The sequence below is a fragment of the Streptomyces roseofulvus genome (assembly GCF_039534915.1).
Taxonomy (GTDB): Bacteria; Actinomycetota; Actinomycetes; order Streptomycetales; family Streptomycetaceae; genus Streptomyces; species Streptomyces roseofulvus.
Genome location: NZ_BAAAWE010000001.1, coordinates 2489308 through 2512276 on the forward strand (window position 1 = coordinate 2489308; position 22969 = coordinate 2512276).

The window sequence follows — 22969 nt, forward strand, 5'->3', positions numbered from 1 at the left end:
ACCAGACGCCGCTCCCTGATCCGGCCTGATCCGAAAGAAACGGCCTGGGCCGGTCCCGGCCTCCCCCCGAACGACGACACCCCCCTGTTTTCTCTTTCCCAGAAGGACGACATCACCATGGCCGCCAACCGTTCCGCCAACGCCGACCGCCGCGCCCGAATAGAGGAGATGCGCCGGGCCGAGCAGGCCCGCGAGCGCCGCAACCGCTTCCTCACCATCGGCGTCTCCGCCGTCGTCGTGCTGAGCCTCGTCGGCTTCGGCACCTTCGTGCTGATGAAGAAGGCCGACGAGGAGGAGGCCAAGGAGGCCGCCGCCAAGGCCCCGATCGCCGGCGAGAAGACCTGGGACGCGAAGAAGCTCGGCCGCAACCACGTCGAGACGGCCGTGAAGTACGACATGAAGCCGCCGGTCGGCGGCGACCACCACCCGGTCTGGCTGAACTGCGACGGCGACGTCTACGACAAGGCCGTCCCCGAGGTGAACGCCGTCCACTCGCTGGAGCACGGCGCCGTCTGGGTGACGTACACCAAGAAGGCCGCCGAGGCCGACGTGAAGGCGCTGAAGGACAAGGTCTCCGACACCCCCTACACGCTGATGAGCCCGGTCGACGACCAGTCCGGCGCGATCATGCTCTCCGCCTGGGGCAAGCAGGTCACCGTGGACAGCGCGAGCGACCCGCGCGTCGACGCCTTCTTCACCAAGTACGTGCAGGGCGCGCAGACCCCCGAGCCGGGCGCGGCCTGCACCGGCGGCGTCGGCGCCGACGGCGCGGGCGGCGCGGGGATGGGCCAGTGAGCGCCCGCCGCACCCGGTACGCGGCGGTGACCGCGGTCGCCCTCTCGGTGCTGTTCGCCGCGGGCGCGGTCACGGTCGCCTCGGCCGAGCGCGAGGAGGCGCCCCGGACCCCGGACTCCGCCTCGGCGGACGCCGGCTTCGCCCGGGACATGGCGGTCCACCACCAGCAGGCCGTCGAGATGTCCTTCATCGTCCGCGACCGGACGGAGGACGAGTCGGTGCGCCGGCTCGCGTACGACATCGCCAACACCCAGGCCAACCAGCGCGGGATGATGCTGGGCTGGCTCGACGTGTGGGGCCTGCCGAAGGTCGAGTCGGGCACCGCGCCGATGACCTGGATGGGCATGCCGGTCACCGGCGACGCCGCGTCCCGGGACGGCGCGCTGATGCCCGGCATGGCGACGCGGACCCAGCTGGACGCGCTGCGCAAGGCCTCCGGCAAGGAGGCCGAGATCCTCTACCTGCGGCTGATGACCGCCCACCACAAGGGCGGGGTGCACATGGCGCAGGGCTGTGTGCAGAAGTGCTCGGTGGACATCGAGCGGGACCTCGCGCAGGGCATGGTCGACGCCCAGGAGTCGGAGATCGCGCTGATGGCGGACATGCTCCGCAAGCGCGGCGCGACCGCCTGAGCCCGGCACGCTCCCCCGGCCCCCGTGACCCGCCGCGGTCGCGGGGGCCGACGCGTGCCCGCAGAATGAAGGCGCTCGGGGACGTACGCGCAACGACGCTCGACGAAAGGTACGCACCCCATGACCACGGCGAAGGACATCATGCACCCGGGAGCCCGGTGGATCCCGGAACACGAGACGCTCGACCGCGCGGCGCAGCTGATGCGCGACCTGAACGTGGGGGCGCTTCCCGTCGCCGACGAGAACGAACGCCTGTGCGGCATCGTGACCGACCGCGACATCGTGGTCCGCTGTGTGGCGATGGGCCACGACCCGGCGAAGGTGACCTGCGGCTCGCTCGCCCAGGGCACTCCGCGGTGGATCGACGCGGGCGCCGACGTGGGCGCGGTCCTGGAGGAGATGCAGAGCCACCAGATCCGGCGGCTGCCGGTGATCGAGAACAAGCGGCTGGTCGGCATGATCAGTGAGGCCGACCTGGCCCAGCAGCTCTCGGACGAGCAGCTGAAGGCGTTCTGCGCGAGCGTCTACGCCGGTTCCTGACCCGTCTCCAGGACGACCCGGGCGAGCGTGCCCGGGTCGTCCCGCATGACCAGATGGCCCGACGGCTCGGCCGCCTCGTAGCGGGCGCCGAGCCGCCGGGCCAGTGCGCGCTGGCGCGCTTCCCAGCGGGCGGAGCCGTCGGGGGCGGCGAGGACGGTGACGGGGAGGCCGGGGGGCAGCGGGCGGGTGTGGCGGAGGGCGGCGAGCGCGGTGGCGACGGAGCCGTAGGAGGCGTTCTCGCGCAGGGCGCCGCGCCAGACCCGTGAGGTGCGGTAGACGCGGCGGACCTCGGCGGGCGGGGTGGGCGGGAAGGGCCGGCGCGAGGCGTCCCGGTCGAGGGCGGTGGCGGGCGACGGGCGGACGGCGAGGCGGCGGAGGGCGGGGCCGAGGGCGGCGGGCAGGCCGAGGGCGGTGAGGGCGGTCCCGGCGGGGACGGTCCAGCCCAGCCGGCCGGGGCGGGGGTGTTCCTCGACGGAGGAGTCGACGAGGACGAGGGCGGCGGTGCGGTCGGGGTGGAGGCGGGCGAAGGCCTCGGCGTGGAAGCCGGCGATCGAGTGGCCGACGACGGTGACGGGCCCGGGCAGCCGCAGGGCGTCGAGGAGGGCGGCGATCCGGTCGGCCTCGCCGGCCGGGCTGGGGGGCGTGGTGGTGCCCTGGGAGAGGCCGTGGCCGGGCCGGTCGAAGCGGACGACGGTGCGGTGCGGGGCGAGCAGCGGGACGACCGGGTCCCAGTCGAACCAGCCGAGGCCGAGTCCGGCGGAGAGCACGCAGACCGGGCCGTGTCCGTCGACGGCCACGTGGTGGGCGAGGCCTCCGATCCGTACGAACGTCACGTGCGTGCCTCTTCCCTGGCGACCGAGACGGCAAGGAGGCCGGTCCAGACGGCAACGAGCAGCACCTGCAGGCGCTGGGCGGCGCCGAGGGCCCACCCGCCGTGGCCGGACTCGAAGGCGGCGACGGCGGCGAGGGTCCAGACGGTGGCGGTGAGCGCGAGGGCGAGCAGGGCGGGTCCGGTGCGGGCCAGCGGCGGCCAGAGGCCGTACCGGCGGGCGGCGACGGTGAGGGCGATCATGGCGACGAGCGCGCCGGTCATGGCGAGGCCGGAGCTGACGGCGTGGGCCGTGTGGGTGGCGGGGACGAGTCCGGCGGCCTCGCGGGCGGCGCAGCCGGGGTCGGCGGTGGCGGCGCAGCTGAGCGGGAGGCGGGAGTCGGCGGCGGTGGCGGCGCCGAAGAGGGCGAGGGCGGACCAGCCGGCCAGGAGCCAGGGGCGGCGGCCGGCGGGTGCGGGGTCGGTGCGGGCCCAGCGGGGGACGCCGGGTTCGGGGACCGCGCGGACGCGGGCGGCGCGGAGGCCGAGGGCGGCGCCGGCGAGGACGAGGAGTCCGGCGGCGAGGTCGGCGGCGCGGAACAGGACGCCGAAGGGCTGGTCGGCGGCGGCGAGTTCGGAGACGTACGCACGGACCGGGTCGAGACCGGTCCGTACGACGGCTTCGAGGGCCCAGGCGGTGTACGCGAGCGCCCCCAGGAGCAGCAGGACGGCGGACGCGCGCGTGACCTTTCCGGGCATACGGGGTCAGACGTCAGGGAGTGCCGGAAGGTTCCCGGTGGTCGGGGTGGACCCACGAGGGCTTGCGGTACCTGAGGAGCAGGACCGGGATGAGGATGCCGAGGACGAAGAGGCCGCCGCCGACGATCAGCAGGTAGCGCCAGAGGGGTTCGCCGTCGAACTGGTCGGGCGGGACGAAGCCGATAACGAGGGCGAGGACGGAGGCGACGAAGCCGACGGAGGCGACCCAGGTGACGGCAGGGACGCGGAAGCCGCGCTCCACCTCCGGCCGGGTGCGGCGGAGCCTGACGACGGCGACGAACATCAGCAGGTAGGCGATCAGGTAGATCTGCACGGTGATGACGGAGAACATCCAGTACGAGCTGGAGACGGAGTCGCTGAAGGCGTACAGGATGCCGATCAGGGTGGTGATGACGCCCTGGGCGACCATGATGCCGGTCGGGGAGCCGGCCTTGTTGAACTTCTGGAAGGCGGGCGGGAGGTAGCCCTCCTGGCGGGAGAGCAGGACCAGGCCCTTGGCGGGTCCGGAGAGCCAGGTGAGCATGCCGCCGAGGGCGGCGCAGACCAGCATGACGCCGACGACGCGGGTCATCCAGCCGATGGAGAAGTGCTCGAAGAACGCCTGGAACGCCTGCATCAGGCCGGCGGTGAGGCTGAGCTGCTCGGACGGCATGACCCAGGCGATGGCGAGGGCAGGGAGGATGAAGATCAGCAGGACGAGTCCGGTGGCCAGGAACATCGCCTTGGGGTACTCGCGCTTGGGTTCGCGCAGCGAGGAGACGTGGACGCCGTTCATCTCCATGCCCGCGTAGGACAGGAAGTTGTTGACGATGAGGACGAGGCTGGCGAGGCCGGTCCACGGCGGCAGCCAGTGGTCGGCGCTCATCGGCTGGGCGGAGGGGTTGCCCTGGCCGAGGAAGACCAGGCCGAGGAGGACGAGGAGCACGCCGGGGACGAGGGTGCCGACGATCAGGCCGAAGGAGGAGAGGCCGGCGATGGCCCTGGTGCCGCGCGAGGAGATCCAGACGCCGGACCAGTAGACGGTGACGATGACGATCGCGACGTAGAGGCCGTTCTCGGCGAGCGAGGGGTCGATGACGTACGCGAAGGTGGAGGCGACGTAGGCGAGCAGGCTCGGGTAGTAGGCGATCGTCATGGCGAACTGGCACCAGACGGCGAGGAAGCCGAGCGGTTTGCCGAGGGCCTCGCTGACCCAGCGGTAGATGCCGCCGGACCAGCCGGAGGCGAGTTCGGCGCCGACGAGGGCGGTGGGCAGCAGGAAGACGAGGGCCGGGAGCAGGTAGAGGAAGACCGCGGCGAGTCCGTAGATGGCCATGGTCGGCGCGGGCCGGAGGGAGGCGACGGAGGCCGTGGTCATGAAGGCGAGCGTCAGCCAGGAGATGAACTGCCGCTTGGTGCCGTCGTCCTGGAGGACCGCCGCGTCCTCGGTCGTGGCGGGCCGGCCCGACTCCGCCGGATCGTCAGTGGTCGTCATGGGCCCATGATCATGGGCGCGGACGTACTTCGCATGTCGGGGTGAAACGGTTCCTCCACTCACGGTCGGGCGCGGTTCCCAGGACATAGCGTCGGTTTGACGATTAGAGTGGGAGGCGTGCATCGACTACGCCTCGCGCTGAATCAGATCGACTCGACCGTCGGGGACGTCGCCGGGAACTCCGAGGCGATCGTCCACTGGACCCGGCACGCCGTCGGACAGGGCGCGCACCTCGTCGCGTTCCCCGAGATGGCGCTGACCGGCTACCCCGTCGAGGACCTGGCCCTGCGGCCGTCCTTCGTCGAAGCCTCCCGGGCGGCGCTGACCGCGCTCGCGGAGCGGCTCGCCGACGAGGGCTTCGGCGAGGTGCCGGTCGTCGTCGGCTATCTCGACCGCACCGAGCGGGCGGTGCCCCGGCTCGGCCGCCCGGCCGGCTCGCCGGAGAACGCGGCGGCGGTGCTGCACCGGGGCCGGGCCGTGCTCCGCTTCGCCAAGCACCACCTGCCGAACTACGGCGTCTTCGACGAGTTCCGCTACTTCGTGCAGGGCGACACCCTGCCGGTGCTGCGGGTGCGCGGCGTCGACGTGGCGCTCGCGATCTGCGAGGACCTGTGGCAGGAGGGCGGCCGGGTGCCGGCGGCCCGCTCCGCCCGGGCCGGACTGCTGCTGTCGGTCAACGCCTCGCCGTACGAGCGGAACAAGGACGACACCCGGCTGGAGCTGGTCCGCAAACGGGCCCAGGAGGCCGGCTGCACGACCGCCTATCTGGCGTCGACCGGCGGGCAGGACGAGCTGGTCTTCGACGGGGACTCGATCGTGGTGGACGCGGCGGGCGAGGTGATCGCGCGGGCCCCGCAGTTCACCGAGGGCAGCGTGATCCTCGACCTGGACCTGCCGGCCGCCGACCCGGACGCCCCGGCGCCGGGGACGGTGGTGGACGACGGGCTGCGGATCGACCGGGCGGTGCTCGCCGGGGAGGCCGGCGAGCCGGTCGCGCCGTACGAGGCGGAGCTGACGGGCGGTTACGCGCAGCGGCTCGACGACGACGAGGAGGTCTACTCGGCGCTCGTCATCGGCCTCCGGGCGTACGTCGCGAAGAACGGTTTCAGCTCGGTGGTGATCGGCCTCTCCGGCGGCATCGACTCGGCCCTGGTCGCCGCGATCGCCTGCGACGCGCTCGGCGCGGACCGGGTGCACGGGGTGTCGATGCCGTCGAAGTACTCGTCCGAGCACTCGAAGGGCGACGCGGCCGAGCTGGCCCGCAGGACCGGCCTGCACTTCCGCACGGTGCCGATCGGGCCGATGTTCGACGCGTACATGGCCTCCCTGCAGCTCACCGGCCTCGCCGAGGAGAACCTCCAGTCGCGGCTGCGCGGCACCACCCTGATGGCGATCTCCAACCAGGAGGGCCACCTCGTCCTCGCCCCGGGCAACAAGTCCGAGCTGGCGGTGGGCTACTCGACCCTCTACGGCGACTCCGTCGGCGCCTACGGGCCGATCAAGGACGTCTACAAGTCGGACGTCTTCCGGCTGGCCCGCTGGCGCAACCGGGCCGCCGAGGAGCGCGGGCAGACCCCGCCGATCCCGGAGAACTCCCTCGTGAAGCCCCCCAGCGCCGAGCTGCGCCCGGGCCAGGTGGACACCGACTCGCTGCCGGACTACGAGGTGCTCGACCGGATCCTCGCCCTGTACGTGGACGGGGACGAGGGCCGGGACGCGATCGTGGCGGCCGGTTTCGACGCGGAACTGGTGGCCCGGACGCTGCGGATGGTGGACGCGGCGGAGTACAAGCGGCGCCAGTACCCGCCGGGCACCAAGATCTCGGCGAAGGGCTTCGGCAAGGACCGGCGGCTCCCGATCACGAACCGCTGGCGGGAGACACCGGCGTCCTGACCGGGGCTTCGCCGGCGAGGGGGCTTCGCGCGACGACGTGCGAGGCCCCCTTCGCGTTGCCCGTACGGTCCTCCCGGCGGTCGAGGAGGCCGGCGAGGGCGGCGATCGCCAGGCCCGCGGCGGCGAGGGCCGCGCCGACCAGGGCCGGGGAGGTCCAGCCCCAGCCGGCGGCGATGGCGGCGCCGCCGGCCCAGGCGCCGCCCGCGTTGGCGAGGTTGAAGGCGGAGTGGTTGGAGGCGGAGGCGAGGGTCGGGGCGTCCTTCGCCTTCTCCATGACGAGCATCTGCAGCGGGGTGGTGGTCATGAAGCCGACCGCGCCGAGCACCACCACGGTGACCAGGGCGAGCCAGGGCACGTGGACGGTGAAGCGGAAGGCGACCAGGGTGACGGCGAGCGCGGCCAGCGAGCCGTACAGGGTGGGGCGCGGGGCCCGGTCCGTGAGCGGTCCGGCGGCGAGCGCGCCGGCGGTCATGCCGATGCCGAAGAGGGCGAGCACGATCGTGACGGTGGACTCGCCGAAGCCCATCACCTCGGTGGTCATGGAGGCCAGGTAGGAGTAGACGGCGAAGACGCCGGCGAAGCCGAAGACGGCGGTGAGCAGGCCGAGCAGCACCTGCGGGCGGCCCAGCGCGCGCAGCTCGCGGCCCAGGCCCTGGCGCTCGTCGACGGGGAGTTCGGGGACCAGGCGGGCGAGGGCGGCGAGCGAGGCCAGGCCGATGACGGCGACGACCAGGAAGGTGGCCCGCCAGCCGAGGTGCTGGCCGAGGAGGGTGGCCGCGGGCACGCCGAGGATGTTGGCGACGGTGAGGCCCAGGAACATGGTGGCGACGGCGCGGGCCTGCCGGTCGGGGCGGACGAGCCGGGCGGCGACGACGGCGCCGACGCCGAAGAAGGCGCCGTGCGGCAGGCCGGCGAGGACCCGGCCGGCGAGCAGCCAGCCGTAGCCGGGGGCGAGGGCGGAGGCGAGGTTGCCGACGGTGAAGAGGGCCATCAGCAGGAGCAGCATCCGCTTGCGGGGGACGCGGGAGCCGAGGGCGGTGAGCAGCGGGGCGCCGACGACGACGCCGAGGGCGTAGGCGGAGACGAGGTGGCCCGCGGTGGGGACGGTGGTGCCGAGGTCGCCGGCGACGTTGGGCAGCAGGCCCATCATCACGAACTCGGTGGTGCCGATGCCGAAAGCGGAGATGGCCAGGGCGAGCAGGGCCACGGGCATGGGTGGGAGACCCTTCCGGGTGCGAGGGATTGTTTTCTTACGAAACAAATTCTCGCAGACGGCCGGTCCTTCCCGGCTTCGGGGGGATGAAGAGCAGGTTTCGCCTGCCTTTCACCGGGTCAGAGCGTGATGCGGGCCGCGAGCGGCAGGTGGTCGCTCCGCGTCTCCGGCAGCGCCCACGACGAGACCGGCTCGACGCCGCGGACCAGGATCTGGTCGATCCGGGCCATCGGGAAGGAGGCCGGCCACGAGAAGCCGAAGCCGTCGCCGGCCGCGCCCTGGGTGGAGCGGAGCTGCGCGGTGACGGCGTTGAGGGCACGGTCGTTCATGGTGCCGTTGAGGTCGCCGAGGAGGACGATCCGCTGGGCCCGGTCGCTCGCGATGGCCTCGCCGAGGGCGTCGGCGCTCAGGTCGCGCTGGTTGGCGGTGAAGCCGGCGTCGAGGTTGACCCGCACGGAGGGCAGGTGGGCGACGTACACGCGCAGTTCGCCCTGGGGGGCGACGACGGTGGCCTGCATGGCGCGGGTCCAGCCCATGTGGATGTCGACCGGGCGCGGGTCCCGCAGCGGCAGCCGGCTCCACAGGCCGACGGTGCCCTGGACGGAGTGGTACGGGTACTTCTCCGCGAGCTCGCGCTCGTACACCGGCACCATGTCGGCCTTCAGCTCCTCCAGGGCGAGCACGTCGGCGCCGGAGGCGGCGAGCTGGCGGGCGGTGCCCGCGGGGTCGGGGTTGTCGGCGTTGACGTTGTGGGTGGCGACGGTGAGGTCGCCGCCGGACGCCGACTTGTCGGCCACGAGCCCGCCGAAGAGGTTGAGCCAGACGACCGCCGGGAGCAGCAGCGCGATCAGCGCGGTGGCGGAGCGGCGCAGCAGCGCGAGGAGGAGCAGGACCGGGACGAAGAGGCCGAGCCAGGGCAGGAAGGTCTCGGTGAGGCTGCCGAGGTTGCCGACCCGGTTGGGGATCTGCGCGTGCAGGGCCATGAGGAGGGTGAGGGCGACGGCCACGGCGGCCAGCAGGATGCCGCGCCGCCAGATGCCGGGGTCGCGGCGGAGGCGGCCGAGCGCGGAGCGGAACCGGTCGGAGGTTCCGGGACGCCCGCCTCCCGCTCCGCCGTGCTCCGTCCCCGTCATGTCCACCCGCGCCATCGCTGCCCTCGCTCGCCTTGCCGTGCCGTCGTGCCGTCCGTGCTCCGAGACCCGGTCCCGACCCTAGGCGATGCGGGGCCCCGCGCACTCCCCCAAGGACGGCCACGGCGTGTGACGGGGTTCCGCTTGCGGACCGGTACGGGCGGGCTGTGACAGAACGCGCACATTCGTGCGGGTCGCGGCGGGGTCAGTTTCTCGGCCGGACCCCGTCGAGGATGGCGTCGGCGACGCGGGCCGGGAAGTCCGGCGACAGGTCGGCGTCGGGCTGGAGGACGGTACGGAGCAGCAGCGGGCCGACGAAGAGGTCGTTGACCAGCTCCAGGTCGAGGTCGGCCCGGACCTCGCCGGTCGCGACGCCGCGCTCCAGGACCTCGATGCCGCGGCGGCGGCGGGGTTCGATGGCGGTGCGGTGGTACTGGTCCCAGAGCCGGGGGTGGCTCTGCATCTGGGCGAACATGTTCCGCAGCAGCGCGGAGGTCCGCTTGGCGAGCCCGCGCCGCCGCATGAACTCCAGGAGCATCACGAGGTCGTCGCGGACCGAGGTCCCGGGCAGCTCCGGGTCCGGGGGCTCGACGGAGCGGATCAGCTCGACCAGGAGGTCCTCCTTGCCGGCCCAGCGGCGGTAGATCGTGGCCTTGCCGACGCCGGCGGTCCGGGCGATCCGCTCGATGGAGATGTCCCCGAGCGGGACCCCGCCCTCCAGCAGCCCGATCACGGCGTCGAAGACCGCCCGCTCCACCCCCTCGCTCCGCGGCCGCCCCCGCCGGGGCCCCTCGCCGGGGCAGGACGCCGACGCCGGGAGCCCGTCGGCGGGGGCGGCCGCCCCCGGGGCCTCGCCGGGCCCGGGGGCCTGCGGCCCGGCGGCGCGGGGGCGCGGGCCGGGCTCGGTCGGCTCGCCGGGATTCTGGCCGTCCGCCAAGGACACGCGTGTCGCCTCTCGTCGTGGTGGGCAAGCTGCCTCCGCCATTCTCGCCCGGCCTGCCACCGGAACCGGCGGGCGCGAGCCCTGCGGCCGGCCCAGTGCCGACGCGGGGGCCCGGATGCCGGAGCCGGAGGCCGTGGCCCGTGGCCGGTGGCCCGTGACCGGAGGCCGTGGCCGTGGCCGGTAGCCGAAGGCCCGTGGCCGGCAGCCGGTGGCTGGAGGCCGGGGCCCGTGGCCTGTGGTCGGTGGCTGGAGGCCGGGGCCCGTGGCCTGTGGCCGGCGGTCGGTGGCCTGTGGTCGGTGGCCTGTGGTCGGTGGCCCGTGGCCGAAGGCCGTGGCCCGTGGCCGAAGGCCGGAGGCCGGGGCCCGTGGCCGAAGGCCCGTGACCCGGAGGCCCGTGACCCGGAGGCCGGGACCCGCGGCCGGTGGCCCACGGCCGGTGGCCGTGGACGGTAGCCGGAGGCCCGTGGCCGAAGGCTCGTGGCCCGGAGGCCCGGAGGCCGGGGCCCGGAGGCCGGCCCGGAGGCCGGGGCCGGTGGCCCGGAGGCCCGGCCGGGGGGCAGTGGCCTGGTCGGGCGGCGGCCTCCGTTGGCTGGCTGGGCGGCGGCCTCCGGTCCCGGTCGGGGGGCCGGGTGTCAGGGGCGGGCCGGTTCTGCGGGCTGCTGGGTCTCCGGGGCGGTGGCCTGGGGCGGGACGGCGGCGGGCGGGGTGCGGCCCGGGAGGAAGGCGGCCACCACCACCGCGCCGACGGCGGCGATCCCCGCGGAGGCGTAGGCGGTGACGTGCATCGCGTCGAGGAACGCCTGGTGGGCGGGGGCGACGAGGCTCTCCGCGCCCAGCTTCTCGGCCACCGCGAGCGTCGCCTCCAGGGACTCGCCGGCCGTGGTGCGCACGGCCGGCGGCAGGGCGCCGAGGTGGCCCTCGATCTCGCCGCGGTAGACCGAGGAGAGGACGGAGCCGAGGACGGCCACGCCGAGCGCGCCGCCGACCTGGCGGAAGGTGTTGTTGATCGCGGAGCCGGAGCCCGCCTTCTCCCGCGGCAGCGTCTGCATGATCGCGACGGTGACCGGCGGCATGATGTGCGCCATGCCCGCGCCCTGCACCAGGAAGACCAGGGCCAGCACCCACACCGGGGTGTCCGCGTCGAAGAAGGCGAAGGCGCCGAGGCCGAGGGCGACGGCGGCCATGCCGGTCGCGCAGACCGCCCGCGCGCCGAAGCGTGCGACGGCGAGCCGGGCCCGCGGCGCGAAGACCATCTGGGCGAGGGCGAGCGGCAGCAGGAGCAGGCCGGAGTCGAGGGCGCTGTAGCCGCGCACGCTCTGCAGGTAGAAGGCGGAGAAGAAGGTCACGCCCATCAGGGCGAAGAAGACCAGGGCGATGGCGGCGACGGCGGCGGAGAAGACCGGCTTGCGGAAGTACGAGACGTCCAGGGCCGGGTGGTCGGTGCGCTTCTCGTACAGCACGAAGGCGGTGAGGACGGCGAGACCGGCGAGGACCGGGACGAGGACGCCCGCCTCGGTGAAGGACGCCCGCTCGCCGCCGCGGATGATCCCGTACACGAGGAGGACCAGGCCGAGGACCGAGAGGAGGACGCCGACCAGGTCGATCCGGCCGGGCGCGGGGTCCTTCGACTCGGGGACGAGCCAGCTCATCAGACCCAGCGCGAGGAGCACCACCGGCACGTTGATCAGGAAGATCGAGCCCCACCAGAAGTGCTCCAGGAGGACGCCGCCGGTGATCGGGCCGACCGCGATGGCGAGGCCGACGCTGCCGGCCCAGATGCCGATGGCCTTCGGCTGCTCGTCGCGCTCGAAGACGTTCATGAGGACGGCGAGGGTGGCGGGCATGACGAAGGCGGCGCCGAGGCCCATCACGGCCCGGTAGGCGATGAGCTCGCCCGGGGAGCCGGAGAAGGCGGCCAGGGCGGAGCCCAGCCCGAAGACGGTCAGGCCGAAGAGGAGGGACCGCTTGCGGCCGAGCCGGTCGCCGAGGAGGCCGGAGGCGAAGAGGAGGCCGGCGAAGACGAGCGTGTAGGAGTTGATGGCCCACTCCAGCTCGCTCTGGGTGGCGCCGAGCCCGGTGGGGGCCGGGGACGAGATCGTCCTGACCGCCACGTTCAGGATCGAGTTGTCGAGGACGACGATCAGCAGGCTGAGCATCAGCACGCCGAGGACGGCCCAGCGGCGGCGGTGGACGGCCTCGGGGACGCGCGGCGGCGCGGGGGCGGGGGTGGCGGACGACTCTGGCATGCGCACCACTGTACGACTATTTCGAAACGGGCCCGTCTCGTATTGAAAAACGTGACCAGGGCTTTGCCGCACCGTGAAGGAGCACGCGCGGGCGTGATGCGAACAGACGTTCGCCTGTGAAGAGCGCCACTCCGCCCCACTTCCCCGCCCGCCCGGCGAAGTGCCACCATGGACGTGGTCCGGGGACGCCGTCAGGGCGCCTCGAGATGACACAAGGAGCCGTTCACCATGACGCTTCAGGCTGCCTCGAAACAGTCCGCCGACAGCACGAAGACGCTGTACGGGGGCAAGGGCTCGCGCCGTCTCACCGTCCACGACATCGCCGCCGCCAAGGTCCGCGGCGAGAAGTGGCCCATGCTCACCGCCTACGACGCCATGACCGCCTCCGTCTTCGACGAGGCCGGCATCCCGGTGATCCTCGTCGGCGACTCCATGGGCAACTGCCACCTCGGCTACGACACCACCGTCCCCGTCACGATGGACGAGATGACGCTGCTCTCCGCCGCCGTCGTCCGGGGCACCAGGCGCGCCCTCGTCGTCGGCGACCTCCCCTTCGGCTCGTACCAGGAAGGGCCCGTCCAGGCCCTGCGCAGCGCGACCCGCCTCGTCAAGGAGGCCGGCGTGCAGGCGGTCAAGCTGGAGGGCGGCGAGCGCTCGCTGCCGCAGACCGAGATGCTGGTCCAGGCCGGCATCCCCGTCATGTCCCACCTCGGCCTCACCCCGCAGTCCGTGAACACCATGGGCTACCGGGTGCAGGGCCGCTCCGACGAGGGCGCGCACCGGCTGCTGCGCGACGCCAAGGCCGCCCAGGACGCGGGCGCCTTCGCGCTCGTCCTGGAGCTGGTCCCGGCCGAGCTGGCCGCCGAGGTCACCCGCTCGCTGCACATCCCGGTCATCGGCATCGGCGCCGGCCCCGACACCGACGCCCAGGTCCTCGTCTGGACCGACATGGCCGGCCTGACCGGCGGCAAGGTGCCGCGCTTCAGCAAGCAGTACGCCAACCTCCGCGAGACGCTCGGCGACGCCGCCCGCGCCTTCGCCGAGGACGTGGCCGGCGGGGCCTTCCCCGCCGAGGAGCACACCTTCCACTAGGCACCGCGCCGCACCGCCGGCAGCCCCACCGACAGCCCGCCGACAGCCCGTCGGCGGGCTGTCGGCCGTTTGTCGGCGGGCTGTCAGTGACGCCCTGTTCCATGGGTGCCATGACGCGATCACAGACCAACGCCGTCGAGGTCCGGGGCCTCGTGAAGCACTTCGGCGAGACCAGGGCCCTCGACGGGGTCGACCTCGACGTGCGGGAGGGGACCGTCCTCGGCGTCCTCGGCCCGAACGGCGCCGGGAAGACCACCCTCGTCCGCTGCCTCTCCACCCTCCTCGTCCCGGACGCCGGGACCGCCACCGTCGCCGGCTACGACGTGGTGCGCCAGCCCCGCCAGCTGCGCCGCACCATCGGCCTCACCGGCCAGTACGCCTCCGTCGACGAGAAGCTCTCCGGCTTCGAGAACCTGTACATGATCGGCCGGCTGCTCGACCTGTCCCGTACGGACGCCCGCCGCCGCGCGGACGAGATGCTGGAGCGCTTCTCCCTCACCGAGGCCGCCAAGCGCCCGGCGATGAACTACTCCGGCGGCATGCGGCGCCGCCTCGACCTCGCCGCCTCGATGATCGGGCAGCCGGCCGTGCTCTACCTGGACGAGCCGACCACCGGCCTCGACCCCCGCACCCGCAACGAGGTGTGGGACGAGGTGAAGCGGATGGTCTCCGAGGGCGTCACCGTCCTCCTCACCACCCAGTACATGGAGGAGGCCGAGCAGCTGGCGAGTGAGCTGACCGTCATCGACCGGGGCAAGGTCATCGCCCAGGGCGAGGTCGACGAGCTCAAGGCGAAGGTCGGCGGCCGGACGCTCAAGGTCCGCCCGGTCGACCCGGCCCAGCTGCCCGCGATGGCCTCCGCGCTCCGCGAGACCGGTCTCGACGGCGTCGCCGGCGCGACCGTGGTGCCCGACGAGGGCGCGCTGTACGTGCCGATCCTCACCGACCAGCAGCTGACCGCCGTCGTCTCGCTGCTCGGCGCGCGCGGCTTCGGCATCGCCCACATCGGCACCCATCTGCCCAGCCTGGACGAGGTGTTCCTGGCCATCACCGGCCAGAAGACCACCGGGTCCGACCCGTCCGACACGATCAGCGAGGAGGTCGCCGCATGAGCACGACCACGGTCACCAAGACGTCCGCCGGCACCTCCGGCGCCCCGGCACCCGGTGCGGCCCGGCCGGTCCGCACCGACGCCGACGGCCGGATCGGCCTGCGCGCCAACCTGCGCCACATCGGCGCGCTGGCCCGGCGCAACGCGCTCCAGATCAAGCAGGACCCGGAGTCGATGTTCGACGCCGTGCTCATGCCGATCATCTTCATCCTGCTCTTCGTGTACGTCTTCGGCGGCGCCATCGCCGGCAAGGGCAACAACGACGCCTACGTGAATTACGTGGCGCCCGGCCTGATGGCGATGATGGGCATGAACATCGCCATGGCCGTCGGCGTGGGCATCAACGACGACTTCAAGAAGGGGGTGATGGACCGGTTCCGGACGATGCCGATCGCCCGCTCCTCGGTCCTCATCGCCAAGATCGTCGTCGAGATCGGCCGGATGCTGATCGCCACGGCGATCCTGCTCGGCATGAGCTTCCTGCTCGGCCTGACGATCCACACCTCGGTGCTCCATCTGCTCGCCGCCATCGGCCTGTCGATGGTCTTCGGCGCCTCCCTGATGTGGATCTTCATCCTGCTCGGCCTCAGCCTGAAGACCGCCCAGGCGGTCCAGGGCATGGCGATGCTGGTCCTGATGCCGCTCCAGTTCGGCTCCTCGATCTTCGCGCCGACGACGACGATGCCCGGCTGGCTGGAGACCTTCACGGACTACAACCCGCTCTCCAACCTCGCCGACGCCGCCCGGAACCTGATCAACGGCGGCGCGGTCGCCCACTCCGTGTGGATGACGCTGGGCTGGTCGCTGGTCATCACCGTCGTCACGGCACCGCTCGCGGTGGCCAAGTTCCGCAAGAAGACCTGACCCGGTGCCCCGTGACGGGGGATCAGGACTCGGCGCGCTCACTGATCGCGTCGGCGGCGCGACCGAGCAGGGCGGCGGCCTCCTCAGCGGAGAGGCCGCCGCCCTCGGCGTGCGCCGCCGCGAAGGCGTCCTCGCCGAGCGCCGCGCGGGCCAGCTCCGTCGCCCGCGCCAGGTTCTCCCGCTCCAGCCCCGGCTCCCGGTGCCCCTCGGGCAGGAGGGCGTCCCGCGCACCGAGGAGCAGGGCCGCCGTCCGCGCCGACTCGCCGCCGAGCCCGGCGAGCGCCCAGGCCCCGACGACCAGGTGGACCCCGGGCATCTGCGGCACCACCATCATCGACAGCGGGCCGAGGGACCGCTCGTACGCCCGGGCGACCCGCGCCAGCGCGTCGGCGTACCGCTCCTCCAGGACGTCGATCCAGGCCAGGCTGCCGAGCGTGAAGCCCTCGAAGACGGCGAGGGTCTCGCTGCTGAACTCCTCCAGGAGGGCCGTCAGATGCGCCCGGGCCTCGCCGGTCCTGCCGGTCCTGCCCAGGGCGAGCGCGAGGAAGAGACGCGCGCCGAGCTGCGGCTCGTGGCCGGTGGCGTGGCCGTCCAGAATCTGCCGCAGGATCACCTCGCCCTCCTCGATCCGGCCCGCCTCGATGAGGGTGTCGGCGTACCGGGCCCGCAGCAGTTCCTGCTGGGAGGGGGCGCCGATCTTCTCCGCGTAACCGATCGCGGCGAGGAAGTCGCGGGCGGCCGCGTCGTAGGCGAGCTGCCGCTCGTGGGCCTCGGCGCGGGCGGAGAGCGCCTCGGCGGCGCCCCAGGCGTCCCCGAGCCGTTCGAAGAGCGCCAGGCTCTCGTCGGCGTCCGCGATCGCGAGGTCGGCCCACTGGCCGCGGTTGGCCCGCATGTTGGCGCGCATGTGCAGGATGTGGGCGAGCTCCCAGGCGTACCCGTACCGGCGGCACGCCTCCACGGTGACGTCCAGGAGCGCGTGCAGCCGCTCGGGCTCGCCCATGATGAGGACGGCGAAGACGCCGAAGGAGCCGGGGAGCCGGCAGGTCTGCGGCAGCCCGGGCCGGTAGACGGCGGTGATCTCGCGCAGCCGTTCCTGGCCCTCGGGGCTCGTCCAGCGGGCGGTCTCGTGGTCCATGTTGATCAGCTCGACGAGCCGCACGCCGCGCCGGGCCTCCCAGCGCTGCTCCTCGGAGAGCGGCGGCGGGGCCGCCGTGCACGGCTCGTGGAGCGGCACGAGGGGCGCGGCGGGCGGGGTGAACGGGTCGGGTCCCAGGTCGGCGACGGCCCGGACCCCCTGGAGGGCGTCGGAGCGCAGATCGCGCAGCTGCCAGTACCAGAGCAGGGCGTGGACGAGGACGAGGGCCTCGTCCTCGTCGCGGGCGGCGACGGCCCGGGCGAGCGCGGTGCGGACGTTGCCGTACTCGGCGTCGAGCCGGACCATGGCGGCGAGCTGGCCGGCCCCGCGGAGTTCGGGGTCGGTGGTGCGGGCGAGTTCGCGGTAGTACGTCAGGTGGGCCCGTTCGACGGCCGCCCGCTCCCCCGCCTCGTCCAGCCGCTCCCCCGCGTACTCCGCCACCGTCTCCAGCAACCGGAACCGCATCCCCGACTCCTCCGGCGCCGACACCACCAGCGACTTGTCCACCAGCGCACCCAGCACGTCCAGGACATCCACCCCCTCCGCACCCGCGCACACCGCCTCCGCCGCCTCCAGATCACACCCGCCCGTGAACACCGCCAGCCGCCGCAGCACCGCCCGCTCCGGCCCCTCCAGCAACTCCCACGACCAGTCCACCACCGCCCGCAGCGTCTGCTGCCGCGGCAACACCGTCCGCGCCCCCGACGACAACAACCGGAACCGGTCGTCCAGCCGCGCCGCGATCTGCCCCACCGACAACACCCGCAACCGCGCCGCCGCCAGCTCGATCGCCAGCGGCAACCCGTCCAGCCGCCGCACCACCTCCCGCGCCGCCCCCAGGTCCTCCCCCACCACGAACCCCGGCCGCGCCGCCGCACCCCGCTCCCCCAGCAACCGCAACGCCGTCCCCTCCGGCAACGGCCCCAACGGCCGCAACCGCTCCCCCGGCACCCCCAACGGCTCCCGGCTCGTCGCCAGGATCCGCACCCCCGCACACCGCGCCAGCACCGACTCCGCCAACCGCGCCGCCGCCCCCACCACATGCTCACAGTTGTCCAGAAGCAACAGCATCCGCCGCCCCGCGCAGAACTCCACCAGCCGGGACAAGGGGTCGCCCGCGGTGCGCAGTTCCTCGGCTCCGGCGCCGCGGAGCACGGTCTCGCGGGCGCCGAGGGCGGCGAGGACGGCCTCGGGGACGGTCTCCGGGTCGCGGACGGGGGCGAGTTCGGCGACCCAGACGCCGTCGGGCCAGGCGTCGGCGGCCCGTTCGGCGGCCTCCTGGGAGAGCCGGGTCTTGCCGGCGCCGCCGGGTCCGAGCAGGGTCACCAGGCGGGCGGCCCCCAGGTCCTGGCGCAGGGCGGCGATCTCCTCCTCGCGTCCGACGAAGGAGGTGAGCCGGGCCCGCAGATTGCCGGGTCCGGGAGCGGGTGCGAGGGCGGGAGCGGGGGCGGGGGCCGTTGCGCGCGCGGGGGCCGACGCCGGCGCCTCGGCCGTGAGCAGCCGCTCGTGCAGGGCGCGCAGTTCGGGGCCGGGGTCGGCGCCGAGCCGGTCGGCGAGGGTCCGGCGGACCTCCTCGTACGCGGCCAGCGCCTCGGCGGCCCGGCCGGTGTCCCGCAGCGCCCGGATCCGCAGGGCCTGCAACGGCTCGTCCAGCGGCCGTCCGGCACACAGGGCGGTGAGTTCGGGCAGGGCGTCGGCGGCCCGGCCGAGGGCGAGGTCGGCGGCCAGCCGGCCGCGCCGGGCGTCCCGCCGGCGGGCCTCCCAGCGGGCGGCCTCGGCGTGCCGGTCGGGCAGGTCGGCGAGGGCCGGCCCGGCCCACAGCCCCAGGGCCTCGTCGAGCAGCGCCGCCGCCCGCCCGGCGTCCCCGGCGGCCAGCGCCGCCGACCCGTCCGCCGCCAGCCGCTCGAACCGGAACAGGTCGACGTCCTCCCGCTCCGCCCCCAGCCGGTACCCGCCGTCCGCGGAGTGGATCCGGTCCCGGCCGAGCGCCTTCCGCAGCCGCCCGACCAGCGCCTGGAGGGCGCCTCCCGCGTCGGCGGGCGGCTCGTCGCCGAACCAGACCTCGTCGACGAGCACGGAGACCGGCAGCGCCCGGCCGGGCCGCAGGGCGAGCGTGGTGAGCAGGGCGCGGACGCGGGGGCCGCCGACGGGCAGTTCGTCGCCGTCGGCGGTCAGCACACGGGTCGGTCCCAGGAGGCAGTAGCGCACACCCCCATTCTCCGTGAGGGCCCCGCGCGCGCCGGGCGGCGGGGGAACCCCCGGCGGAACCGGTACGTTCTCGCTCCACACCCAGTCCCGCACCGGGGGAGTCCAGATGAGTTCGGCCGCCGTCCGCCGCCAGGAGCGCCGGATCAGTCCCGTCTTCCTGGCGGTGTCCGCCGTCATGGGCGTCACCGGCTGGGCGGTGTGGACGGACTTCGCCGCGCTGCCCGGGGTGGCGGTCTTCCTCTTCGTCACCTCGGCGTGGATCGTCTCGCTCTGTCTGCACGAGTACGCGCACGCCCGCACGGCGCTGCACAGCGGGGACGTCACGGTGGGCGCCAAGGGCTATCTGACCCTGAACCCGTTCGCGTACACCCATGCCGTCCTGAGCGTGATCCTGCCGGTGCTCTTCGTGATCATGGGCGGGATCGGTCTGCCGGGCGGGGCCGTCTTCGTCGAGCGGGACCGGATCCGGGGCCGCTGGAAGCACAGCCTGGTGTCGGCGGCGGGGCCGCTGGCGAACGTGCTGTTCGCGGTGGTGTGCACGGCCCCGTTCTGGCTGGGCGCGCTCGACGGGGTGCCGGACGCGTTCCGGTACGCGCTGGCCTTCCTGGCGTTCCTGCAGGTGACGGCGGCGCTGCTGAACCTGCTGCCGGTGCCGGGCCTGGACGGCTACGGGATCCTGGAGCCCTGGCTGTCGTACCGGGCGAAGCGGCGGATCGCGCCGTACGCGCCGTACGGCTTCTTCGTGGTGATCGCCCTGCTCTTCGTGCCGGCGGTCAACGCCGCCTTCTTCGACACGGTCGACGCCCTGATGCGGTCCCTGGGGGTCGACGGCCGGGCCCTCGGCTGCGGCTCGGCCCTGTACCGCTTCTGGGAGGGCGCTCCGGGCGGCTGCCCGGTCTAGGCGCCGTGTCCAGCCCTGTCTAGCCCTGGGCGGCGGCGGTCTTCTCGGCCTTGGCGCGGCGGACGTAGTACCAGGCCATGTTGGAGGAGAGGCCGGCGAGGAGGATCCAGACGACGCCGACGAAGCTGCCGTTGACGAAGGAGATCACGGCCGCGGCGACGGCCAGGGCGCAGACCACGAGGGCGTAGAGGGCGAGACGGGGCATGGGGGTCGGCTCCTGTCGGGCGGTACGGCTGTCGGTGCCCGACCAGTGTCCCCCATGCCCCGAAGCGTCCGTTCTCCGGCTCGGACGTCGGGCTCGGAGGTGGGGCTCGGACGTCGTGCTCAGACGTCGGTGACGCGCAGGCCGGCGTGCGCCTTGTAGCGGCGGTTCACCGAGATCAGGTTGGCGACCAGCGACTCGACCTGGTGGGCGTTGCGCAGCCGGCCTGCGAAGACGCCGCGCATGCCGGGGATGCGGCCGGCCAGCGCCTGGACGATCTCGACGTCGGCGCGCTCCTCGCCGAGGACCATCACGTCGGTGTCGATCTCGGCGATCGACGTGTCCTTGAGGAGCACGGCGGAGAGGTGGTGGAAGGCGGCGGCGACCCGGGAGTCCGGGAGCAGCGCGGCGGCCTGCTCTGCGGCGGAGCCCTCCTCGGGCTTGAGGGCGTAGGCGCCCTTCTTGTCGAAGCCGAGCGGGTTGACGCAGTCGACGACGAGCTTGCCGGCGAGCTCCTCGCGGAGCGACTCCAGGGTCTTGGCGTGGCCGTCCCACGGCACGGCGACGATGACGACGTCGCTGCGGCGGGCGCACTCGGCGTTGTCGGCGCCCTGGACGCCGTGGCCGATCTCCGCGGCGACGGCCTGGGCGCGGTCGGCGGCGCGGGAGCCGATGATCACCTGCTGGCCGGCGGCGGCGAGGCGGTAGGCGAGGCCGCGGCCCTGGTCGCCGGTGCCGCCGAGGACGCCGACGACGAGTCCGGAGACGTCGGGGAGGTCCCAGGGGTCCTTGGCGGCGCGGGGCGCGGGGGAAGGAGTGGGGGTCGGAGTCGGAGTCGAGTCAGTCATGGAGCGACCCTACCCACCGGTTCGGACCCCGTTCGGGTGGATCGGGGGCAACCGGCCGCGCGCGGGCGTCCGCTGGGGCAGGATGCGGCGCCATGGATGCCGTACGGGTCGCGTTGCTGCGGGAAGTGCTCGCCGGGACGGAGTGGCCGGCGGCCGCCCGTCGCTTCGCCGGGGCGCTGCGGGCGTCGGTGGTGCCGCAGCGGGGCGGGCTGCTGCTGGTCGGCACGGAGGCGTACGAGCCCTGGCACCTGGCGGCGCACCTGGTGGACGAGGCGGCCTGGTCCGGGCTGCCGGAGCTGGTGCCGACGCTGGTGCGGCACCGGGCGCGGCCGGACGACCCGGCGCACCTGGCGGTGGGCCTGGGGCGGCTGGAGGCGGCCGGCCGCGGCGCGACGCTGCTGGTCGTCGCGCCGGAGCGGCCGGAGGCGGGGCTGCTCCAGCGGGTCCACGACGCGCGGCGCGCGGGCGCGACGGTCCTCTCCCTGGACGGCGGCGACGCGGAGGTGCGGGGGCTCGCGCACGAGGCGCTGACGGTCGCGGAGGGGGCGGGGGCGGGGGTGGACTTCGACACGGTCCAGCACCTGGTCAGCGCGGCGGTGGGCGAGAACCGGCTGCCGGGGCCGCGGGGGCGGCGCCTCCGCGACCGCCTCACCCTCCTGGCCGACCGCCTCACGTCCCCGCCCCCCGCCCGCTGGTAGCCGCCGCTCCGTTGTGGGCGATCGTTCCGCCCCGCGGAACGCCTGCCCCCACGGAGGTCCCGCAGACGGCGCCGTTCCGCAGCCGGCCCCGGCGCGGAAGCCGGGGTGGAAATGCGGTTGCTGTGGGGGTGGGGGGTGCGGAGCATGGGGGGTCGTGGCTTCTTCCTTGCGTTCGCGGCTCGCCGCCGTGCTCCCCGACACCTCCCCCTGGCGCTCCTCCCGGGACTTCCGGCTGCTGTGGGGCCAGGGGCTCGTCACCTACTTCGCCAGCGCCATGGCGATGGTGGCGCTGCCGCTGCAGATCAAGGAGCTGACGGACTCGCCGCTCGCCGTGGGCGCGATGGGCGCGGTGGAGCTGGTGCCGCTGGTGGTCTTCGGGCTGTACGGCGGGGCGCTGGCGGACGCGGTGGACCGGCGGCGGGTGATCGTCGGGACGGAGGCCGGGCTCGGGCTGCTCGCGCTGCTGTTGCTGCTGAACTCGCTGCTCGGCAAACCGCTGCTGTGGCCGCTGTACGTGGTCGCCGCGGGCGTGTCCGCGCTGGCGGGGCTCCAGCGGCCGGCGCTCGACTCGCTGCTGGCCCGGATCGTGCCGCACGAGCAGCAGACCGCGGCGGCCGCGCTGAACTCGCTGCGCTGGCAGCTGGGGGCGATCGCGGGGCCGGCGGTGGCGGGCCTGGTCGTGGCGTACGCGGGGCACGCGACGGCGTACGCGGTGACGCTGGCGGGCTTCGCGGTGTCGGTGCTGATGTGCCGCCGTCTCTCCCCCGCGCCGCCGGCGCACGACGCGGAGAAGCCGTCGCTGCGGTCGATCGCGGAGGGCGCGCGGTACGCCTGGTCGCGGCCGGTGCTGCTGGGCACGTACGCGATCGACCTGGCGGCGATGGTCTTCGCCTTCCCGAACGCGATCTTCCCGTTCCTCGCGGACGACCTGGACGCGGAGTGGTCGCTGGGGCTGATGTACGCGGCCGGGTCGGTCGGGTCCCTGGTGCTCGGGCTGACCAGCGGCTGGACGTCACGGGTGCGGCGGCACGGACTCCTGGTGGCGGGCGGCGCGGCGGGCTGGGGACTGGCGATCGCGGGCGCGGGCTGGTTCGGGAACGTGTGGCTGGTGCTGCTGTGCCTGGCGTTCGCGGGCGCCGGGGACATGCTGAGCGGGCTCGGGCGGTCGACGATCTGGAACCAGACGATCCCGGAGGAGCTGCGCGGCCGGCTGGCGGGCATCGAGGTGCTCTCGTACAGCGTGGGCCCGCAGCTCGGCCAGGTGCGGGCGGGGGTGATGGCCGGCTGGACCGGTACCCGTACCGCCGTGTGGGCGGGCGGCGTCGCCTGCGTGGCCTCGGTGGGCCTGCTGTGCCTGGCGCTGCCGAAGCTGCTGCGGTACGACTCCGGCACGGACGAGGACGCCCTGCGCCGGAAGGCCCGGCAGGAGGCGACGGCGGCCGGGCCCGCGTGACAC

Annotated in this window: 20 protein-coding genes; 10 read left to right on the forward strand and 10 right to left on the reverse strand. The window is 74.1% G+C overall.

What is annotated here, in order from left to right; genetic code table 11:
- Positions 1-117 precede the first annotated feature (117 nt).
- The 3 genes from ABFY03_RS11455 (at position 118) to ABFY03_RS11465 (ending at position 1967) form a co-directional block, all read left to right on the forward strand.
- Complete coding sequence (locus tag ABFY03_RS11455; protein WP_319011860.1) at positions 118-795, forward strand: thioredoxin-like domain-containing protein; 678 nt, start codon at positions 118-120, stop codon at positions 793-795.
- The gene (locus tag ABFY03_RS11460; RefSeq protein WP_319011859.1) at positions 792-1427 is read left to right on the forward strand and encodes a DUF305 domain-containing protein; all 636 of its coding nucleotides are present in this window, start codon (positions 792-794) and stop codon (positions 1425-1427) included. The genes ABFY03_RS11455 and ABFY03_RS11460 overlap by 4 nt, the downstream gene beginning before the upstream one ends.
- A 120-nt stretch (positions 1428-1547) precedes the next feature.
- On the forward strand, positions 1548-1967 hold the full coding sequence (locus tag ABFY03_RS11465; protein ID WP_319011858.1) for a CBS domain-containing protein: 420 nt from the start codon (positions 1548-1550) through the stop codon (positions 1965-1967).
- On the opposite strand, the gene ABFY03_RS11470 is transcribed toward ABFY03_RS11465, so the two are convergent.
- From ABFY03_RS11470 to gadC, 3 genes are read right to left on the reverse strand one after another with little or no spacing between them, the layout of a single operon-like run.
- Positions 1952-2800 carry an alpha/beta fold hydrolase gene (locus ABFY03_RS11470; RefSeq protein ID WP_346169836.1) on the reverse strand — a complete coding sequence of 283 codons (849 nt, stop codon included), beginning with the start codon at positions 2798-2800 and terminating at the stop codon, positions 1952-1954. The genes ABFY03_RS11465 and ABFY03_RS11470 overlap by 16 nt on opposite strands.
- Complete coding sequence (locus ABFY03_RS11475) at positions 2797-3534, reverse strand: DUF998 domain-containing protein (RefSeq protein WP_346169837.1); 738 nt, start codon at positions 3532-3534, stop codon at positions 2797-2799. The genes ABFY03_RS11470 and ABFY03_RS11475 overlap by 4 nt, the downstream gene beginning before the upstream one ends.
- 13 nt (positions 3535-3547) lie before the next feature.
- The gene (gadC, locus tag ABFY03_RS11480) at positions 3548-5029 is read right to left on the reverse strand and encodes a glutamate/gamma-aminobutyrate antiporter GadC (RefSeq protein WP_319011855.1); all 1482 of its coding nucleotides are present in this window, start codon (positions 5027-5029) and stop codon (positions 3548-3550) included.
- 117 nt (positions 5030-5146) lie between these two features.
- On the opposite strand from gadC, the gene ABFY03_RS11485 reads away from it, so the two are divergent.
- Positions 5147-6922 (forward strand): NAD+ synthase, encoded by a 1776-nt coding sequence (locus ABFY03_RS11485; protein WP_346169838.1) that lies wholly within the window; start codon positions 5147-5149, stop codon positions 6920-6922.
- Here ABFY03_RS11485 and ABFY03_RS11490 read toward each other — a convergent pair.
- From ABFY03_RS11490 to ABFY03_RS11505, 4 genes are all read right to left on the reverse strand, one after another.
- Entirely contained in the window at positions 6888-8135 is a 1248-nt protein-coding gene (locus ABFY03_RS11490) for an MFS transporter (RefSeq protein ID WP_346169839.1), read from the reverse strand. The two genes, ABFY03_RS11485 and ABFY03_RS11490, sit on opposite strands and share 35 nt — an antisense overlap.
- A 119-nt stretch (positions 8136-8254) precedes the next feature.
- A complete protein-coding gene (locus tag ABFY03_RS11495; RefSeq protein WP_386723541.1) occupies positions 8255-9268 on the reverse strand; it encodes an endonuclease/exonuclease/phosphatase family protein in 1014 nt (337 codons plus the stop codon).
- A gap of 202 nt (positions 9269-9470) precedes the next feature.
- Positions 9471-10208: a TetR/AcrR family transcriptional regulator gene (locus ABFY03_RS11500; protein WP_346169840.1), complete on the reverse strand. Its 738-nt coding sequence runs from the start codon at positions 10206-10208 to the stop codon at positions 9471-9473.
- Positions 10209-10840: 632 nt separating this feature from the next.
- Positions 10841-12454 (reverse strand): MFS transporter, encoded by a 1614-nt coding sequence (locus ABFY03_RS11505; RefSeq protein ID WP_319011849.1) that lies wholly within the window; start codon positions 12452-12454, stop codon positions 10841-10843.
- 228 nt (positions 12455-12682) lie between these two features.
- On the opposite strand from ABFY03_RS11505, the gene panB reads away from it, so the two are divergent.
- The 3 genes from panB to ABFY03_RS11520 all read left to right on the forward strand — a co-directional run bounded on the left by panB (position 12683) and on the right by ABFY03_RS11520 (position 15521).
- Positions 12683-13546 (forward strand): 3-methyl-2-oxobutanoate hydroxymethyltransferase, encoded by an 864-nt coding sequence (panB, locus tag ABFY03_RS11510; protein WP_319011848.1) that lies wholly within the window; start codon positions 12683-12685, stop codon positions 13544-13546.
- A gap of 110 nt (positions 13547-13656) precedes the next feature.
- On the forward strand, positions 13657-14658 hold the full coding sequence (locus ABFY03_RS11515; protein ID WP_319011847.1) for an ATP-binding cassette domain-containing protein: 1002 nt from the start codon (positions 13657-13659) through the stop codon (positions 14656-14658).
- On the forward strand, positions 14655-15521 hold the full coding sequence (locus ABFY03_RS11520) for an ABC transporter permease (RefSeq protein ID WP_319011846.1): 867 nt from the start codon (positions 14655-14657) through the stop codon (positions 15519-15521). The genes ABFY03_RS11515 and ABFY03_RS11520 overlap by 4 nt, the downstream gene beginning before the upstream one ends.
- Before the next feature lie 22 nt (positions 15522-15543).
- Here the strand turns inward: ABFY03_RS11520 and ABFY03_RS11525 are convergent, their stop codons facing one another.
- A complete protein-coding gene (locus ABFY03_RS11525) occupies positions 15544-18864 on the reverse strand; it encodes an AfsR/SARP family transcriptional regulator (protein WP_346169841.1) in 3321 nt (1106 codons plus the stop codon).
- A 106-nt stretch (positions 18865-18970) separates the two neighbouring features.
- Here ABFY03_RS11525 and ABFY03_RS11530 point away from each other — a divergent pair, with 106 nt between their 5' ends.
- Positions 18971-19765: a site-2 protease family protein gene (locus tag ABFY03_RS11530; RefSeq protein ID WP_346169842.1), complete on the forward strand. Its 795-nt coding sequence runs from the start codon at positions 18971-18973 to the stop codon at positions 19763-19765.
- Between the two features lie 19 nt (positions 19766-19784).
- On the opposite strand, the gene ABFY03_RS11535 is transcribed toward ABFY03_RS11530, so the two are convergent.
- Both ABFY03_RS11535 and npdG read right to left on the reverse strand, forming a co-directional pair.
- A complete protein-coding gene (locus tag ABFY03_RS11535; RefSeq protein WP_319007355.1) occupies positions 19785-19970 on the reverse strand; it encodes a hypothetical protein in 186 nt (61 codons plus the stop codon).
- 119 nt (positions 19971-20089) lie between these two features.
- Entirely contained in the window at positions 20090-20815 is a 726-nt protein-coding gene (gene npdG / locus ABFY03_RS11540; RefSeq protein WP_319007356.1) for an NADPH-dependent F420 reductase, read from the reverse strand.
- Between the two features lie 92 nt (positions 20816-20907).
- Between npdG and ABFY03_RS11545 the strand changes: the two genes are divergently transcribed.
- Positions 20908-21513: a hypothetical protein gene (locus ABFY03_RS11545; RefSeq protein ID WP_346169843.1), complete on the forward strand. Its 606-nt coding sequence runs from the start codon at positions 20908-20910 to the stop codon at positions 21511-21513.
- Between the two features lie 166 nt (positions 21514-21679).
- The gene (locus ABFY03_RS11550; RefSeq protein ID WP_386723763.1) at positions 21680-22966 is read left to right on the forward strand and encodes an MFS transporter; all 1287 of its coding nucleotides are present in this window, start codon (positions 21680-21682) and stop codon (positions 22964-22966) included.
- Positions 22967-22969: the final 3 nt, after the last annotated feature.

Excerpts from the sequence above, each read along its gene's own strand:
- ABFY03_RS11455 (WP_319011860.1), top strand. The coding sequence starts at position 118 with ATGGCCGCCAACCGTTCCGCCAACGCCGACCGCCGCGCCCGAATAGAG.
- ABFY03_RS11465 (WP_319011858.1), top strand. The coding sequence starts at position 1,548 with ATGACCACGGCGAAGGACATCATGCACCCGGGAGCCCGGTGGATCCCG.
- ABFY03_RS11475 (WP_346169837.1), bottom strand. The coding sequence starts at position 3,534 with ATGCCCGGAAAGGTCACGCGCGCGTCCGCCGTCCTGCTGCTCCTGGGG.
- gadC (WP_319011855.1), bottom strand. The coding sequence starts at position 5,029 with ATGACGACCACTGACGATCCGGCGGAGTCGGGCCGGCCCGCCACGACC.
- ABFY03_RS11490 (WP_346169839.1), bottom strand. The coding sequence starts at position 8,135 with ATGCCCGTGGCCCTGCTCGCCCTGGCCATCTCCGCTTTCGGCATCGGC.
- ABFY03_RS11495 (WP_386723541.1), bottom strand. The coding sequence starts at position 9,268 with ATGACGGGGACGGAGCACGGCGGAGCGGGAGGCGGGCGTCCCGGAACC.
- ABFY03_RS11505 (WP_319011849.1), bottom strand. The coding sequence starts at position 12,454 with ATGCCAGAGTCGTCCGCCACCCCCGCCCCCGCGCCGCCGCGCGTCCCC.
- panB (WP_319011848.1), top strand. The coding sequence starts at position 12,683 with ATGACGCTTCAGGCTGCCTCGAAACAGTCCGCCGACAGCACGAAGACG.
- ABFY03_RS11515 (WP_319011847.1), top strand. The coding sequence starts at position 13,657 with ATGACGCGATCACAGACCAACGCCGTCGAGGTCCGGGGCCTCGTGAAG.
- ABFY03_RS11520 (WP_319011846.1), top strand. The coding sequence starts at position 14,655 with ATGAGCACGACCACGGTCACCAAGACGTCCGCCGGCACCTCCGGCGCC.
- ABFY03_RS11530 (WP_346169842.1), top strand. The coding sequence starts at position 18,971 with ATGAGTTCGGCCGCCGTCCGCCGCCAGGAGCGCCGGATCAGTCCCGTC.
- ABFY03_RS11535 (WP_319007355.1), bottom strand. The coding sequence starts at position 19,970 with ATGCCCCGTCTCGCCCTCTACGCCCTCGTGGTCTGCGCCCTGGCCGTC.
- npdG (WP_319007356.1), bottom strand. The coding sequence starts at position 20,815 with ATGACTGACTCGACTCCGACTCCGACCCCCACTCCTTCCCCCGCGCCC.
- ABFY03_RS11545 (WP_346169843.1), top strand. The coding sequence starts at position 20,908 with ATGGATGCCGTACGGGTCGCGTTGCTGCGGGAAGTGCTCGCCGGGACG.